Origin of the sequence: Mesomycoplasma lagogenitalium (genome assembly GCF_029854295.1) — a bacterium.
GTDB lineage: Bacteria > Bacillota_I > Bacilli_A > Mycoplasmatales > Metamycoplasmataceae > Mesomycoplasma_A > Mesomycoplasma_A lagogenitalium.
The window spans coordinates 527,602-547,861 of the sequence record NZ_CP122979.1 but is presented as its reverse complement, the minus strand read 5'-3'; the positions used below and the strand labels follow the sequence as shown (position 1 = coordinate 547,861).

Sequence of the window (20,260 nt, the reverse complement as noted above, 5' to 3'; positions counted from 1 at the left end):
AATATGAAAAAAATAAAAAACAAAAAAGGCTTAATTTTAGGTGCAACATTAGGTTCTAGTATTGGAACGGCTGCCGGTTTAATTCCGCTTTTACTAAGAGATTTTGAAAAAAATGAAGTTATTAAAGTGCATGAATTTCAAAGTTCAAATGTTTTTCAAAATGGTGCAACTATTGATTTTAAATTAGATAATGAATCTATGTCTGAAAACGTTTATGAAACTTTAAAAAACAATCCAGATTTAAATATTAATATTTTAGAGCATTCATCAAGAAGAATTTTTGATACTCAAAAAATTAAATTTAATGAAAATAAAAAAAGCTATTCAGTTGATTTAAAAAATCTAGAAGCAGGAAAAATTTACACTTTTCAAATTTTAGATTTAAACAGAGTAAATTATACTTTCGATATTCACCAGGACTCTTCATTTATAATTACTAAACCAGAAGTTAAAACAATTAATTATCAATTTAATCAAAAACAAGTAGATATTAAAATGCTATTTGCTGATGAAATGCTAGCATTAAATGATCAAGAAGTAGAAATTACAATAAAAAAAGCAAGCGATCCTAATGTTGTATTAACTACAAAAGCAAAAATAACTTTAACTGAAGAAGTTGATCAATTATCTAATAAACGCAATGTCCCCTCTTTAACAGCTAAATTTGAAAATTTAGAAAGAAATACCGATTATTATATTGATAAAATTGCTACTAGTACAGATGTAATTGCAATTAATAGAAATGCTAAATCAGAATTTCGTACCGCCATTGCCAGAACTGAGTTACAAAAAATTAATGTTGTTAGTCGCAGTGAAACATCTACTACTTTAGATTTATATTGAAATAATGAAGATCAAGATGTAGAAAATAAATTTATTAACATTTATTATGCTCAAAGAGAAAAAAATAGTGATGGTTCATATAGTTATAAAAATCTTAATGTTTTAAATAAAGTTCAAATAACTAAAGTGATTGAAAATAATTTAAATAAGGAAGTTGAAGTATATAAAACTACAGTTAATATTGATAATTTAATTCCAGGAACTTCATATGAAATTATTAAAACCGCTTCGTTAAATTATTTAGAAAATTCAGAAATTGTTCAAGCAGTTATTCCGCAAAATATCCAAGATCAATGAGTTTTTTCAACAAGAGCTGTTGTTGAAAGTATTAAAGTTGATACAGAAGTAGAAAAATCAGCATTTGTAACAGTTAAATTTAAAGATGATTTAGCTACTGAAAATAATCAGACTATTTATTTAAAATATAAAGCAGAAAACGAAAGTGATGATCAAATTAAAACAGTTAGCGAATTAGCAGTTGGAAATTTTGCTCGTTTTAATTTAACTGATTTGCAGGGATTAGTTAACTATTCAATTTTAGAAATTGGAAGATTGGAAAATTTTGATAATAAAATTACAACTCCGTTTTTATATAAAGATACATTTGATGAAAATCAAAAACATTTTATTCCAACAATTTCCAATATTTTAATAACTGATATTAATTTTGATAGAAATAAAACTGGCGAAACCAATACTAAAGCAACTGTTGATTTTAATCCAACTCATGAATTTTTAGTTGGAAGAAAAGCGAGAATAAATTTTTCTGAATTTGCTAGCGATCAAGCAATAATTTATCCAAATAATGAAAATTCTGCTAGAGTTGAAGGGATAGAAATTAAAAAGGAAAATGGACGAATTTTTGCCGAATTTTCAATTGATAATTTACAAGGTGGGACAACTTATGTTGTAAATGAAGTTTTTTTAGATGATGATCCAAATAAAAACATTGTTGAAAATAGTTTACAATTAAAATTCTCTTCTTCTATTAGTGCCAATAAAAGAAGTTTTACTACTAAAGCCGTTTTAAATGATATTTATTTTGAAAGTAAAGATCCGCTTGTTGATTTATCATTAAATTTTAAAAACTCTTTTGCACCTTCTGATCCTTTATCGTTTGAAAACAAAAGGGTAACAATTAAATTTGTTGATATTGAAAGTCCAAATGCTCAAGAACAGCAAGAAACAACAACAATTTCAAATAACTATGCTAGATTTGAACTAAAAAATTTAAAACCTGATAAAGTTTTTGAAATTAAATCAGTTAGCATAGAAAATTATAATACTTCCAATAATAATGGAGAATTACTGGATATTTCCCCTTTAATTACTCCTGAAAAAAGAAGATTTTTCACCACTGCTAATACAGCGGTAATAGCTTCAGTTACTTCAATGGCAAAAACTATTAATAATTCTAGTTTAACTATTCAATTTGTTACTGAAGATTTAGGACAGCAATTTTTAAATACAATTAAAAATGATGGAACAAATAATAATCAATATGCCCAGTCCTATTTTGATTCAACATTTATTAATAATTCAACATTGATATTAAAATATCGTAAAGTAGGATCATCAATTGTAAGTGATGATGTTAAAGAAGCGATAATAAATGATCAATCAACCGCTAGTTTTGATTTTAGCAATTTAGAAATTGGTACAAAATATGTTATTCATAGTTTAGAAATTAAAAAAGATCAATTTAATAATATAGGTAAAAATGTACCCAAAGTTATTTATAATGATGCAACAGTTTCAGAAAATGATAAAGTTTTCACCACCAAAAATGGTATTAGATCAATTGAATTTGATAATATCGAACAGCAAAAAGCAAGAGTTATTATTAATTTAGCAGATGCAACTAATGAATATGATAAAAAACAATTTAAATTAACATATAAAACAAATACAAATACAGGTGAGCAAAAAATTACTAGCGAATTAGTTACCAATATTAATAATCGATTAATTTTTGATTTAGCTAATTTAAATAAAGTAAGTAAATACACAATTGAAAAAGTAGAAATGTTAAATGAACAAACATCATCCTTTACGTCTCTCCCGTTTAATAATTTAATAACTGAAAATAATAAAGAATTTTGAACAAATTTTACTAGTGCAACTGTACAATCAATTAATCAAACTAATAAATCGTTAAATAGCGCAACTGTTGAAGTTACATTTAATAATGAAGATGAAGCTATATTTACCCACAATTTCCCTTTAAAAATGAAATATCGTTTATTATCGGGTGTTAATAATGAAGTAGATTTAGAAGCTGATGGAACTATTAATCAAGCAGATAAAAAATTTACTTTTAATCTTGATAATTTACAAGATGGTTCGACATATTATATAACCGGTTTTGTTTTAAAAACCAAAGATAATGATAATATCGAAATCATTGATGATAGAACAATAGCAGTTAATTATATTTCATTACCAGAAACTCAAAAACAAATTTCTACTACTGCGACATGAAATTATGTTAATGTAGAAACATTTTATGAAGCATCAGCGGTAATTTATGTAAGTTTTAAAGATTCAAAAAGAGAAATAATTAATAGAGAATTAAAAATTGAAGCACAAGAGGTTGACGATAGTAATATTCCAACTGGACAAATTTATTCTAGTGTTGCAAATTCTGAAGGTGGATTATATATTTTCAATTTAACAAATTTACCTAAAACTAAAAAAATGAAGGTAATAAATGTTAAATATAATGATAATAATCAAGCTATAGATAAAACTACTGATCAAGAAAAATTAGCTGAATTAGAAACAAATTCATTTTTCACTGTTAAGGCAACAAATATTAATATAACTCAAATTCAAGCAAGTAATGAAACAGATACAAGTGTAAGATTTACTTTAACAATTGATAGTAAAGATAATTTTGCAAATAATAAACAGGCAATATTAAAATATCGCGGTTTAGATTCAACAGAAATTCATACTTTTGATCAACCTAAAATAACAATTGCAAATAACCAAGCAATTTTTGATTTAAATAATTTAAAACCAGGAAATCGTTATGAAATTGTTGATTTTATAGTTGATGATTATCAAACAAATATTATCAATTTACCAACTAGTGAAAAAATTGCTTATACAACTAATGTAGTTGAAAATTATCAAGTTTTACAAACTTCAGACACTAGTGTTAGATTAGTGGTATCAATTGCTGATTTATCTAGAAGAAAAAATGATTATAATGTTAAACTTTTTTATAAATTAAAAAATGATGTTAATAACACAATTATTGAAACTAATGCAGTAAAAATTAATAATGGAGTAGCAATTTTCAATTTATCTAGTTTAGCAAAAGCATCAACATATGTAATTGAAAGAGTTGAAATTTCCGATGCAAATAATTCAAATAATTTTTCTACTTTAAAAGAAAGTTTAGCACCAACAGTATCTAAAGAATTTACTTTAGTACCGCAATTAGTTACAATTAATGCACTAAATGTATCGGTAAACCACGATAATGCAATTGTTATAATTGAAGCACCAGAATCTGATGCATATTTAGAAAATCGGCAAGTAACTTTAGTTTGAAAAAAACAGGGTGATCAAAACTTTAGTCGAGCAACTAGTAATTATGCTATTTCAACAGTTAATGGCTCTAAAAAAGTTAGTGCAACATTTAATTTATCAAATTTAGAAGCTGGATCAATTTATTCAATTAATAGCCTTGAAACTGATCAAATTGAAAAAACAGTTTTTGATTTAAATATTAGTGATGAAAGTAAAAAAATCATTACTTTACCTGAAATTTCCAAAATTTCATCATTTGCTTTTTCGGAACTAAATTATAAAGTTAATTTAATTTTAAAAGATCCACTTTCAGGTACAGGCGATTCTAAATCATATGATAATCGACAATTAACTTTAACTTACTATGAAAAAACTAATCCAAATACAGAATTTACAGTAAATAGTAATGTAAATCTTTCTAGTGCTGAATTTGATATTAATAATAATTTAGTTAAAGGTAAAACATATGTAATAAAAAGCATTAGAGAAAATACTAATTCAACTGATTTAACTTTTAATGCTTCAATTGATCAAGCACAAAAAGAATTTACTGTCATTCCTAAAACAGCTAATTTAGAGTTTATTGAATATAGTAATATTACTAATAATTCAGCAACTGTAACTCTTAAATTTGCAAAATCTGAAGATGGTTATTTATTTGAAAAGAATAAAAGCACTCAAATTGAATATCGTAGTAGTGATCATGATACTAATAAACTTTCTAATAGTGTTAATCCAACAGAAAGTGGTAATTATATAACTTATAGTTTTGATTTAAATGATTTAGGCCATGGAGCAAATGTTAGAATTATTAAAGAAATTATTCCTGATATTACCATTTATACAAAAGGAACTGCAACTAACAAAGAGTTTAATACTTTAGCAACTGTTAATTCAATTAGAAATTATAAACACGAATTAGAAAATAAATGAAATGTTGAATTAACATTAAAAGATTTATTAGCTTCTTCAGAAAATAGCAATTTAAAAATTGAGTATTTTAAAGTAGCTGAACCGCAAACTATTTTAACTTCAAATCTTTCAAGAGTTAATTCAAATAAAGCAAACTTTGTTTTAGAAAATTTAGAAGATTTTACAGATTATAAAGTTAAAAATGTATATTTAGTTGCAAATAATAATCAAAGTCAACTAGAATTAGAAAATAGCATTCAAGAAAGTGATAAAACATTTAAAGTAATTCCACAAAAAGTAGTAGTTAGTGAAGTTGCTAATCGTCAATCAACAACTAATAGTGCATCATTTTCGCTATATTTTGATGAAAGTGATAAAAATTATTTAAAAACATATACTAATATTACTTTAAATTACCGTTTAAAAGGAACAGAGCAAATTAAAACAATTAATTCAGTAATTAGCGAAGATCCTATTAATAATAAATTAAAAGCAGATTTTAATTTTACTGTTAATAATGATGGTTTTATTCAAGGTTCATATGAAATGGTTTCACTAAATTTTTTAAATGATAATTTTACATCGGATGTAGTTAATGTAAATAATCCACATCGTGTAAGAGTTTATTTTGGCGAAACAATCAATTCATTAGATAGAACATTTTCAACTGTTGCCGATGTAAAAGAAATTAGTAGTACAACTAGTGATCAAAGTGCAGAAATTATAGTGCAAATTAACGATCCATCACAAATATATGTCGGTTTAGAAACTAAAATAGTTTATACTATTAATAACAATAATCAAGAAATAATTAGTGAACCAAGTAATATGAACGTTGGTCAAGCAGGAAAATCAGAGGCAGTTATTTATTTAAATAATTTAGAAAAAGCACAAACTTATTCAATTAAAAAAGTGTTATTAAACCAAGTGCCAATGCCTTTTGACCAGCAATTTAATAATGATCAAAAAATATTTAAAACAACTGCTAAAAATGCTACTGTTGTTGCAAAAGAAGTTAATAATACTTTGGAAACTGAAAGTGCTACAGTAACATTAAAATTTGATTCAGTTGATAAATTTATTGTCGGAACCACTAATGTAGTTCCTAACTTAGCTGCCCAGCAACTCTATTTAATTTTCTCCTCAAATACCACAGGACAACAATTTAAATCAGCGCAAACAACAGCCACTTTAAATAATAATGATGCTCAAATTACTTTTAATTTAACTAATTTAAATCCTGGTGATAGTTATACCATTATTAGTTTAACAGAAACAGAAAATGGCATTTTAGATCCAAATAATGTTAAATATACATTTAAAGATACTGTTGATTTAAATTTCAAAACTAAGCCAGCAATTGGAACAATTAATAAAAATACTGATGTAGAAAAAACTGCTAGTTTAACTTTCCAAGTGATTGATAATGATAATTTAATTAATTTAAATCAACAAGGAGTTGTTAATTATAAACATGTTGCAACTAATCAAACTTTCACTCAAACATTTAATTATGATCAAAGAAATTCATTTACATTAGAATTAAATAATTTACAAAAAAATAGCGACTATGAAATTACTTCTGTTTCTATTGGAAATGAAAATTATGATTTTGCTTCAACAGCAAATAATGAAATGAATAAAAGATTTAAAACTAATTACAAAACAGCTGATGTTACAATTAATGCTAATAATGATTATCAAGAATCAACAGGTAGATTTACTTTAAATTTCGGTCAGTATGATGATTTTTTAAATGATGGTTGAAATGTTAATATTAAATATACAACTAGATTTAATATTAGTGAAATTATTTCTTATCCAACTCCTGTTTCAATTCAAAATAAACAAGCAGTATTTGATGTTTCGAATTTAAAAGGCGGAGAAACATATGAAATAACTGAAGTAATTTTCTCTAAAGCTAACGGTTCATTTATAACTGCTAATTTAACTAATAAAAATAATGATGTAGCTTGAATTAAAACAAAAGCAAAAGTTGCAAGAATTAGAACAATTTCTAATTTCCAAGATACGACAGTTAATACTTTCAATAATTCACAAGCAATAGTTGATGTTGTTTTTGATAATAATAATTTAAATTTAGCAGCTAATGATAATGTGTCCATAACCGTTTTAACTTCAAATAACATTCAGTCAACAGGATCAAAACACCAAACAACAGCAACTACAGCAGTAATGGTAGATAATAATAATAATAATAATAATAATACAACCGCATCCTTTTTAATAACAGATTTAGTTCCTGGATTAGAATATAAAATTGTTAGCATTTCAAAAGTAGGCGGAACTACAATTGCTTTTAATGACGAAATTAATTCAGACACCCATGAACAAAGAAAATTTAGAGCATTTGTTAGCAGAGCATATTTAAGAGATAATGAAAATATTGAATATAGCAATATTACTAACAATTCAATAACTGTAAAAGTTCCATTTAAAGACGATTTTGTTGTTGAAAATCAAAAAGCTTGAGTAACTTATACAAAAAACGACGGTTCATCAGAAGTTTTCCGTTCAAATGAAGTAAATATCAATTCGCAAACAAAAGATGCCACATTTAATTTAACTAATTTAGATGGGGGAATTGAATATCAAATTACTGGTATAACTGTAATTCCAGCATTTGTTAGTGTTGCTTCAAGTGATTTATTAACTCATAATGACATTTTTAAAACAAAACCTGAAATTTCAGCAGTTGTTAGTGAACCAATTAATCAAACTAGTCAAAAAGTTAAAATTAGATTTTTTGATGCTGGTGATTATATTGATAATAAAACCTTTAAAATTAAAGTAGTTAAAAAGAACAATCCAGCTCAAGCATATTATGCTAATGCTAGTGCTAATACTAATGCTGAAGTTGATTTTACAGTTACAGGATTAGAAAAAAATACCGAATATCTTGTATCAGAAATAACTGATACAACAACAAATGAAGTTATTCAATTTAGTAAAATATTTGCCCCTGGTAGTGAATATGCTTTAACAAAAGAATTTAGAACAGTTATTGATAATATTGATGTTACTTTCAGCGGGCAACAAGATTCTGATATAAAAATTGATGGTTCAAAAGTTAAATTCACCTTTGATGCAAGTGTTGGCCAAAAACTTTTAGATAAAACATTAAGTTTAACTTATCAAAAATTAAGTACAGGTGCTCCAACTGGTAATTTTATTACTTCGCCAATTAATATTCGCTTAAACCAAGCAAATATTAATAGTAATAGTTTTGAATTTGATTTAACCAAAGAATTTGATAATCTCGAATCTGGAACTGAATATAAAATTATCAGAATTAATGATTTAGCTCAAAGTTATGAAAGAGTTTCATTTACTATCAATAAAACAAATAATTCCCATTATGATTTTTCAACATTTAGAGCAGAGCCAAAAATTTTAACAATTACTCCTTTAAAACCTGAGAAAATATCACTAGTTGATGTTGGAGATGATCAATATTCATATTCTAATAAATTTAGATTTACTTTTGATGATCCTAATCACTCTTTAAATTGAACCACTGTTAATAGTTGATCAGCAACAGTTTCATACACAGAAAACGGAAGACAAATAAATATTCCAAATAACAGAATAAGAATTAGTCAAGAAATTCCTAATACATTAAGTCCGAATATGATTGTTGATATTATTAGCGATGATATAAGAACATATATTGGTAAAAAACTAACATTTACATTTAGAGATATACAATATACTAAAAAAACTAATAATACTCTTTCTTCAAAATTTAATGTAAATACCGATTACAAAAATGATCCATTAACATCATTGATTAAAACTCAAATTGTAGTAGAAGAAATTTTATATCCAAGATATAGTGGTTCTCAATGAATGGGATTCACTTTAAGAGTATATGATCCATTACAAATATTACAAAATACTCCTACTAATAATCCTTGAGGTACAGCTGATACTTGAACAAGAATAACAAGTCCTTATCCAGTTGCTTTGGGACTGGAAGTAACTAATGCTTTTGGTTCTGATGGTTTTACATATAATAGTGATGGTGCACCTATAGGCAATGGTTTATTTGCGGGCGAATGAGAAAGATGAAGAAGTACATGAGGAATAGGTAAAAATAGTAATTTTAGATTAAGACAAGATCACAAAAGATTCCGTGGTAATTTTAGTAACTTCTATGGTTCGGTTGATAGAATTTCGATAAAAAGGGAAAAAAGCAATCCAGATAAATATGCTCATTTGTCCATTTTATTTAATATGGATGCAGCTGGTTCTGCAAATCCTCCACAAAATACATTTGCTAAATTGTTAAGAATTAAAAGAGATTCGGTTATAAGTATTTTATCTTTAGTTGAAAGTAATGCAACAGGAAATCAAGATGGATTTTTAACAGATGTAACAAGCGGAATAACAGTATTATCTGAAAAGTTAAATGAAAATTATATGTATATAAATCCTACTTTACCTGGATGACATTCTAATAATAGAGGTTTAGGTGTGGATTATGCTAAAGCTGTATTCACAAGTCATGGCGATAAACTTAATATTATTGAAAGGCCTTTAAATTTAAATTCGAATATAGATAATAACGGTCAATATCTTAGAATTACTCGTACCAGTTTTGACCAATCTAACAATCAATTTACAGCGCATTTTGAAGGTCCATGACCTGACGATTATTTTAAACATACAAGTTATGCAGTATTTATCGATCCAACTACTGGTAATTTATATTTTGCAGGTGATGAAAATGCTCATGCTTTACCACTTGTAAGAACAGCTGCTTATTCAAAAACTTATCATTTAAATATTTGGTGATTACCAGGCGATCAAAAAGCACCTATTAATAAAGAATTAAGATTCATCGGTTTATGAACACAATCTAACGATTTGCATAATAGGGTTTTCAATGTTTTAGTTGATGAAAGACATTATGACGATGTTATGATCAGCATCCGTTTAACACATTAATTTTATTTATAAATGATACAGCATTAATTTGCTGTATTTTATATTATTTTTTAATTTTTTTGTAAAAAAATAAATTTTTTTTTATTTTTAAAATTAGATTTTTACAAAAAAGATAATTAAGGCAATTAATTTATATTTATTGGCTATTTTTGGTATAATTATTTTATTTTAATAAAATTACTGGTTTATTTTTTTGAACTCACTTAATCAAAAAAAAAAAAAAAAAGCCCGAAATTTTAAGTAAATTTATGATAAAAATAAAGGAAAATATTATGGAAAAGCAGAAAAGTAAAAAAACAAGAAAACTTCTAGCAGTTGTTTCACTTGCACTTGGCGGGGCAATAATTGGAAGTTCAATTCTAACCCCGTTTTTTGTTCTTAAAAATTGAAGATCTATTCAATATGACATCGTTGATATTAAACAAGATTTTGTAAACACCACCGATAAAAGTCTTTCGTTTAAATTTCAATTCAACGATTCCGATACATTAAAGCTAAATAGAAGAGATATTAATGTTGCATTAATTGAAAATCCTGATGATCAAGAAAAAAGGAAAGAAGTTCAAACTGGAGTTGCACAATATTTGGTCGGCGAAAGAAGTTGACAGTTTCAATCTGATTTACAAAATAAATTAAAAGCAGGAACTAAATATGAAATTGTATTTAAAGGTCCAGAAAGAAAATTTGGTGAAGAAAAATTAAAATTCAATGTTGTTAACTCTGAAAGTAGATTTATTTTTACTAAAGCCAATGTTAAATCATTTGAATTTGAAAATATTAGCCCATCTGAAAAGAAAGTTATCGTTTCATTTTCAGATGATGTTAAATCACTAGAAAATAAAAATGCAACTTTAAGATATTATTATGTTACAGTTGATTCAGAAGGAAAAGAAATTAAAACTCAAGATAGTAAAGTTTCAGAAAATGAATCTGCTAAAATTATTGATAATAAAGCAACTTTCGTTTTAAAAGGTTTAGTACCAAATAGAAAATATGTTATTGAATATGTTGCCTATTATAATGATGGTAAAGATAATGGGATTTTAAATAATAATGATATTTTAATTCCATATTCAGAAAATGTTGTTGCCGATACTATCAATACTTTTCAAACAATTAATAAAAAGATTTATGCAAGTAAAATTAGTTACCTTAATGTATTAACTAATAAAGCGCAAGTAATGATCGGACTTTCAAAGGCGAATGATGAACCAGAAACATCATTAAATGGTAATCGTGGTGTATTAAAATATAAATTAAAAGGAACAAATGAAATAAAAGAAATTGAATCACAGTTGATTCAAGATACTATTATTTTTGATTTTAATGCTTCAAATGAACAAAAAACTCTTTTAGAAGGAAGTATTTACGAAATTATTTCTGTTGAAATTGATAATGCTGATGTCGAATGATCGCAAACAGTTATTGATTCAAAAAATAAAATTAATGCTGTTAATAGCAATAATCAATTATTTTTAGAAACAAAAGTCGGAGTTTCTAATGTTTTATTATCAAATGTTCAATCAAGAACAGCAACTGTTACTTTAGAAATTATTAATCAAGATAATAAAGATAAATTGGAAAATTCTTCAATTGAAATTTCTTTAGATCCATTTAATGAAAAAGCAATTGCTAAACAAACATTAGTGAAAAAACCAAATACTGATAATGTTTATGTAGCAACATTTAACGTTGAAGGATTATCACAGGGAATCAATTATGCAGTTGATCAAGTTAAAGTAACATTAAATGATCAAGAAAAAACTGTTTTAAATATTCCATTTATCGATAAATACAATGAAAAAAGTTCTAGATCATTTACAACATTAGTTACTGATGCTGAAATTTTAATTCAAGGAACTATTGCTGTTACTCATAATTCCGCTTCTGTAAATATGGTATTTAATGCTGAAAACAGATTCATCAATGGAAATGTTGTTGTTTTAAAATATCAAAAAGTAAATCCGCAATCAACTGAAATTTTTACTCAAGAAGCAATCGCTGCTGCTAATAGTGTTAAATTCAATTTAGGAGGTGACGTTGCCTTTAATACCGATTCTGTTCCAAGTCCTTTAGATTCTGGTACAGTTTATAAAATAGTTGGTGTCGAGTTAAAAGATAGCGATATTTCTTTAAATTTATCATCTCCTGAAAATGTAAAAACATTTACAACAAATTCAAAAATTAATAAAATCGAATATCAAGACATTAGTGATACAAGTGCAAAAGTGAAAATTACTTTCTCCGATTGAAAAAATACTTTATTACAAGAAAAAAATGAAAATAATGAAATTGTTCCTGTAGAAAGAAAAGCAAAAATTATTTATCAAGTTATTGGACAACAAAGTTCACCAAGTTCTACTGCCTTAGTTAAAATAACTGAAGAAGGAGTAACTTTTACTTTAAATAATTTATTAAAAGGAATGCAATATCAAATTATTTCAATTCAATTAGATCCTGAATTAAATACATTTTATTCTGAAGAAATTTCTTCAAGAACTGATAATCAATTTACTACAACTGCTAGTGATTTTATCGTCGGTGAAATAAATGTTGAAGCAATTAAGGAAAAATCGGCTGAAATTAAAGTGGCATTTGATTTATCAACAGATTTAATTTTAGTTAATAAATCTATTAATATTCACTATAAAGTTGAAAATGCTCCAGATGATCAAGAAATTGTAAAAATGACAACTGTCGATGAAGTTGGTGAAGCAAAAGTAGTTGCTAATGATTTACAAGAAGGAACAAAATATGTTGTAACTAGAATTACTCCAGTTGCTCCTGATAAATATAATTTTACAATTCCAGAAAGTGCTAGAAGTAGTAGAGAATTTTACACTAAAGCTGCAATTTCCAATTTAACTGTTAAAAATATTACAGAAAATTCAGCAGAACTTCATTTTGAAATTGTTAATAGTGATCCTGAATTTGTTAAAACAAATAAAACAGTTAAAGTTAATTATGTAACAAGCGATGGAATTGCTAATTCTCTTGAAACTCAAGTAGAAGCAGATAAATTTGCCGCTAAAAGATTTGTAGTTAAATTATCTAATTTAAATAAAGTTACTGATTATACAATTGAAAGAATTTCACTAAATGGATTAGAATTTTTAAGAACTGCTAATTTTAATGATGCATCTAATAATTTTAGAACTTCAGCAACAAGTGCTAAAATTATTAATTTAAGTCAAACTTTAAATAGTGAAAATGCTGTTAATTTTGAAATGAGTTTCGATGCTAATGTTGATAGTTTTATGAATCAAAAATCAGTTATTGTGCAATTGCAAAAAGAAAATGCTATTGGACAACCTGTTAATGAAATTAAAGAGTTTAAAGCTCAAGTTAATGAATCTATCATTTCTTTCCAAGCAACTAATTTAGAAAGCGGAAGCAAATATAATATTATCAATTTAAAATTAGAAACACCAGAAACTCCTGAAGTTAATATCGCTTTTGCCGATTCAGTGACTCAGACAAATCGTTTTGTGTTTACTAAACCGATTGTTCAATCATTTGCATTTGATAATATCGGTGAAACAACTGCACAAATTACTGTAAATTTTGCCGATTCACAAAATGAATATCAAAATAAAAATGTTCGTATTACTTATCGAGACAAAAATAATATTTCTGATATATTTGAAATTAGTTCATCAACTAGTTCGACAACTATTAATAATAATTCAATTTCTTTAAATCTTAGTTCGTTAAATAAATTTACAAGTTATGAAATTGTTTCTGTTAAAGTTGAAGTATCAACTAACAACTATGAAGAAATTACATTAAATGAAAATATTAATAAAGAATTTAAAACTTTAGCAAATAATGTTAATGTACAAGCTAAAGTAACTGACATTAGTCCAACAAGCGCAAAACTAACTTATACTTTTGATAATATTGATTGATATTTAAAAAATCAAACTGTTACACTTACATATAATCATCACAACGAGGAAAATAAAACATTAGAAACACAAGTTGTGGAAAAATTTGGTGTTTTAACTGCTGAATATGATTTAACTGACTTACCAGAAGGTTCTACAATTAATGTTCAAGGACTATCGGTAGCAAATATTAACTTTAATAATGATGAAACTCAATTTAATACTTTGGGAGTTATTAAAACAATAAACATTAGCGATATAAATGAAACAAGTGCAAAAGTAGTTGTGGAATTTCAAAATGAAGATAGCGTTAGAACATTTAATGATAAACAAGCAACATTAAAATTTGCTGCTCAAGAAACTGGAACAATTAAACTAGCAACAGCAACTGTTGTAAATAATCGTGTTGAATTTAATTTAAGCAAATTAAATAAAATAACCGCTTATAATTTTGTTGATTTAAAAGTTGAATTAGATAATTATTCAACTGAAATTCCTTTATCAAAAACTTTTACTGAAGATAATAAAAATGCTATTGATACAAAAAGAGAATTTAGTACAACAGCCACAAGTGCTACTGTAACTTCATTAGTGGAAAATAGCATTAGTAAAACTACAAATTCAGTATCTTTAACTTTCAGTTTTGATCGAATTATTGATGGTTTTTTAGCAAATAAACAAGCAACATTAACATTTGTAAATCGTAGCACTATGCAAGAAACAACCACTAGTGCTCAAACAATCAATCCACTTACAAGTAGTGTTACATTTGATTTAAATTCATTAGAAGAAGGTGGAAGTTTTGCTGTTAAATCGATTAATGTTGATAATGTTGCAATTGCTTTTGCTGATACAATTAATAAAAACTTTTCTCTTTTACCAGTAGTAAAAACTATTAATAAAACAATTCCACAAACCATTGAAAGTGATAGTCAAATTGGATTAAGATTTACTTTTAATGATTTATCCAATTTATTAAATAATAAAAGAGTACTGCTTTCAATTTCTTCAACTCAAGGATTTCAAGCAATATATACTTCTGATGCTAATGTAGCAAATAATGAAATTAGTTTTAATTTAACTAACTTACCAAAAAACAATAATTTTAAAATTGATGAATTATTAATTGATGGAAATGCTATTAATTTTGTTTCAACATTAGATGAAAGCGATAAACAATTTACTACTAGCGCAAAACAAGCAATTTTATTAAATTCACAAATGGTAAATAATGCTAAAGACAGAGTTAATTTAATATTAAATTTTGATACTAATAAAGATTGATATTTAGTTAATAAAAATATTCAAATTACTTTTAAAGATTCACAAAATAATTTATATCAAACATCGAATTTTGCCATAAGTGAAGATGGAATAGTAAATGCTAATATTAACAGTAGCACTTTATTAAATAGTAAAGAATTAATTTCAGGTGAAAAATATTACATTGAATCAATTTTAGTACAAGATAATGATCTTAATACCAATATTTCATTAAATTCTCAAAGATGAGAATTTGAAACAACACCAGTTATTAACAGTGTTACAATTCCACAAGTTTCTGAAAATCCAACAATTAAAGTTAAATTTACAAATTACGATCTAACTATTTTGGAAAATTGATATGTAAATAATAATCAAACAGGAGAAAATGCTGTTTATGTTTCTTACACCAATAAAAATACAGGTCAAATTTATAAAGAAAAATTAACAACTTTAAATATTGATAAACAAGATAAATCAATTTCCTTTAATTTAAATCCACAAAATTTAGTTAAAAATGGAACTTACAGTTTTTTAGGAATTAGTTTAGGAACAAATGTTTCGCCAATTGTTGATTTTGAACCAACTGTAACTGAACAATCGAAAGAATTTAGAATTTTAGCAACTTATGCAACTGTAACATCAATTAATTATAAATATTTAGATGAAACTAAAACAAAAATAGCAGCAATATTCCATTTTGATAGTACTATCGATTCATTTATGAATGGAAAAGCAGTAGTTTTAAAATATTCAAAAATTGACGGATATAATAATGAAACCATTCATCAACAAGAAATTGTTATAGATAAACATAATAATAAAAATATCATTGTTAGCGGATCAACTGTACAATTTATTTTACAAGGAACAATCGATAGTACAGGAGCTCAACAAGCAAGTAGCGGTTCAATTCAAACAGCTACTAATAGTTTTCAAGATACAGCAAATAATGGTCAATATATAAATACAGAATTTCAATTAGAAACAAATGCTAATTTAATGGGATTAATTCATGGATCAAAATATAGAATTAATTCTTTAGAAGTAGCTTCTAATTCTTCTGCTGCTAACACTGAAATAAGATTTAGTGAAGGGGCAGAAAATGAAAAAGAATTTTGAACTGAAATTGCCGTTATTAGTTTTGGAACAGATAATAAAGGCGAATTTCAAAGTGGTGCTACACCGATTATAACTGTTAATGTTAGATCGACTCGAGATCTAACATTGAAAGCAAATAATGCATTTAAAATTACTTTATTAAATACTGATACTAATCAATATATTTCATTAAATTCCTCTTATATTTTTAAAGCTAGTGGAACTGATAATATTTACACTGTTCAATTTGCTGAAATTTTACAAAAACAATCTAGATTTAAAATTGTAGATATTTTTGTTGATAATAACAAAATAATTAAATCACCATTATTTACTTGATCAAAAGATACTAAACAATCATTTTCCGATCAATTTACTACAGCAGGAAATCAAACTTGAATTAATGAACTAGAATTTAGTAAAAAAGCAGCAAATTCTATTCAAGTGACAGTCGGTTTTGTTGCTGCTAATGAAAATTTAGCAAGATTAAATAAAACATTTAAAATTAAATATAAAAACTTAGCAACTCAAGTTGAACAAGAAACACAAGATATTGCAATTGACCAATCTTCTAATAAATTAATAGCAACAATTAATAATTTAGATGAAATGTCAACTTATGAAATTATTGATATTATTGTTAATAAAGTTGATGCAAGCGATACAGTTGTTGGTTCAATTGCACATAATGCTAATTTTGTTGTAGAAATACCATTTAATAAAGTATTTTCAACAAATCCAAGTGTAACTAACTTAACATTTAACAATGTATCTGATGCAAGTGCAAACATTTTAGTTACTTTAAGTGGTGATACTAAATATTTAAATAACGAACCAGCTACTATAACTATTAATAAAGTTAATGCTTCAAGTGATCAGACACTAGTTAATAGTCGTTCATTTACTGTTGATAATTTTGTTTCAGCAAATAATACTATTAATTTTTCATTAGATAATTTAGAAAAATTCACCGATTATCAAGTAGTTTCACTTACAATTGCTAATGAAACTATTAAAATTCAACCAACTATTACTAAAACATTTAAAACTACTGATAATTTAGCTACAATTACAAATATTAGTTATAGCAATATTGATAATACATCAGCAAATGTGATTTTAGATTTTGCAAATTCTGATCAATTTTTAAATTCGCATCAAGTACAAATTTCATTGCAAAAATTAGATGATAGCAATCAAGTTGAAGGACAAGTTATTACTGCAAGTGCAACAGTTAATGATAATAAAGCAACAATTAATGTTACTGGTTTAAGTGCTGGTGAAAGATATAGAATCGTTGCTTATAATCGTGTAGATAAACCTACAACTGTATTAACTAAAGTGGCTAATAAAGTTTTAAATGAAGAATTTGCAACATTAGCAATTATTTCAAACATATCAATAACACCAAGCGAAAGATCGGCGACAGTTGTTCTTACATTCCGCGATCGTGCTTTATCAACAGTTGCTGGAAAAATTGCTAAATTAACTTTAGCAAGAGGAGATGAACTTTATTCTCAAATTGATAGTAATTTAACTGCTACTTTTGTATTAAATAATTTATCTAAAGAAAGTGCTCATTTAATTAGTTCGGTAGATATTAATAATAAACAAGTGCTTTGAGATAATTCATTAACTAACAGTAAAACAGTTAATACTTTAGGTAATACTGCTACTATAACTAAAATTGAAATAACTAATACTTCAGTTGATGCTGCTACTGTTAAATTAACAATGGGAAGTTATTTTAAAGGTATGGGTTCAGCTTCAGCGGAATACGTTGATAAATATTTAGCTAATAAAAACTTAAAATTACATTATGAAAAAGTTAATCAACCTGGTGTAGCAATTTATAGCAATACTGTTGCTCAAGTAATAACTGAGTCATCAACAAATGGTCAAGTGCCTATTGTAACATTTAATTTAAATAATAATGATTTAACTTCTGGTACTAGATATATAATTAAAGGCTTAGTAGATTCAGCAAATCAAGATGCAATTGATTTTTCAATGTCTAATGTTATTGAAAAATCAATTCCAGAAACTAAATTATTTGAAACTAAAGTTGCAATGCCTACAATTGCTAGTGCAAGAATTTTACAGACAACTAACCCTGAAGGACAAACAAATACTTATTTATCAAAAGTGGAATTAGTATTTAATGACCCAACTCACTCATTAAATACTAACCTGCTTAACTCATGAGAATTTAAATTCAAAAATAGTAAATCAGGAGCAGAAAAAGAAGTTTCCAATATTTCATTTGTTAATAGACAATTTACAAATGATAAACAACAAGGAACTACAACCGTTACTTTCGACATTAAAGGATCGGCTGTTGATTGAGTAGGGATAGACAATAAATTAGAAATTAAATTTAGCTATTTTGAAAATATTGATAATAATGTTTCAATTTCATTACAGAATTTTATTGGTACACTCCAAAATGGAAATGATATTATTTTAAGAACACAAGAAAACTTTTTATTAGATTCATTAAGTGGAATTATTTCTACAGGAATGGAAATGGAATTTAAAATTAGAGTTTACGATCCTAATAGATTGTTAACAGATGCAGGAACTGAAACAGGTTCTTATTCAAGAGCTGGAATTACCAATGTTTCACGCAATACAACAGGAAATTCGCTTGATTATAATTTATATGCTAAAAAAGCAAATCTTAATGTTAATGGTGTTTCAGTGAATCAAAATTCAAGTTGATGATTTGGTAATGAAAATCGACCTACATTAGCTTGAATAAATTCGGCTCAAGGGAATGGAACTCCTCACGGTTGAAATAATCTTATAGGAAATTCGCCTTCAGGAGATAATGTAGCTATTTTAAATACTTGAAAATGAGCATCTGAAGATCAACCAAATTGAATTAATATTAATCAAAAAATAAATAAAAAGATTTTATATATAAAAAGAGATAATAGCGATCAAAACTATGTTAATGTTGCATTTTACTTAGCTGGTAGTTCTGGAAATGAAGCGGGACTTTCATCAAAATTATTTAAATTCGATATTTCACAGTTATTTATTCAAAATCAAATTCCTTTATTTGCTGAACAAAGTTCTAAAATTTGACAAATTTATCATTCTGTAGAAATTACTGGAAGTAGTTCTAATATGGCGGGTTCATTCCATAGAGAAAATCATCCAAATAATGTTCCTAACGAAAGAGATAGAGATCCATTTTCATTTGGACCAGCCCCTATAAATGTCAATGCTACAAATGGAACTATAGATAAAAATGTATTAGGATTAAAAGATATCATTTATGATGCTAATACAGGAAAATTAGATGTTCAAATTCATCTACCTGAAAATCCAGCTAAACAAGGATTGGAAAGAAAAATAATATATACAAAACAGGGGAAATCAAGTTCTAAAAATGGATATGATGTTTTAACCGGTTCATATTCTTATGCTCTATTTTTAAATGAAAAAGGAGATATTTATATGTTTGGTGATGGTGCAGGTAGAGGAATAGACATAGTCGATGAAGCTACTTATGATGACGCTGCAACAACAGCAACAGTTTCTTTCGATCTTAAAGCAAATATTATTCCAATAGAACAAAGACCTAAAGAAGGTGAAAAATTAAGATTTGTTGGTTTAGTATCGGCATTTTTAGGTGGAGATTCTAAAACAGTTCACAAAGGACTTATGAATTTATGAAATTGATCAAATTTTGAAAATCAATATAAAGAAATTGTTTATAAAGTATAATTTTATAA

2 protein-coding genes are annotated in these 20,260 nt (G+C 26.0%); both read left to right on the top strand.

The genetic code is table 4. The features are described from left to right. The first annotated feature begins 3 nt into the window (after positions 1–3). Positions 4–10,266, top strand: coding sequence for a DUF1410 domain-containing protein (locus QEG99_RS02275; RefSeq protein WP_280101585.1), 10,263 nt, complete (start codon positions 4–6; stop codon positions 10,264–10,266). A 272-nt stretch (positions 10,267–10,538) separates the two neighbouring features. After that, a complete protein-coding gene (locus QEG99_RS02270) occupies positions 10,539–20,252 on the top strand; it encodes a hypothetical protein (RefSeq protein ID WP_280101584.1) in 9,714 nt (3,237 codons plus the stop codon). Positions 20,253–20,260 lie beyond the last annotated feature (8 nt).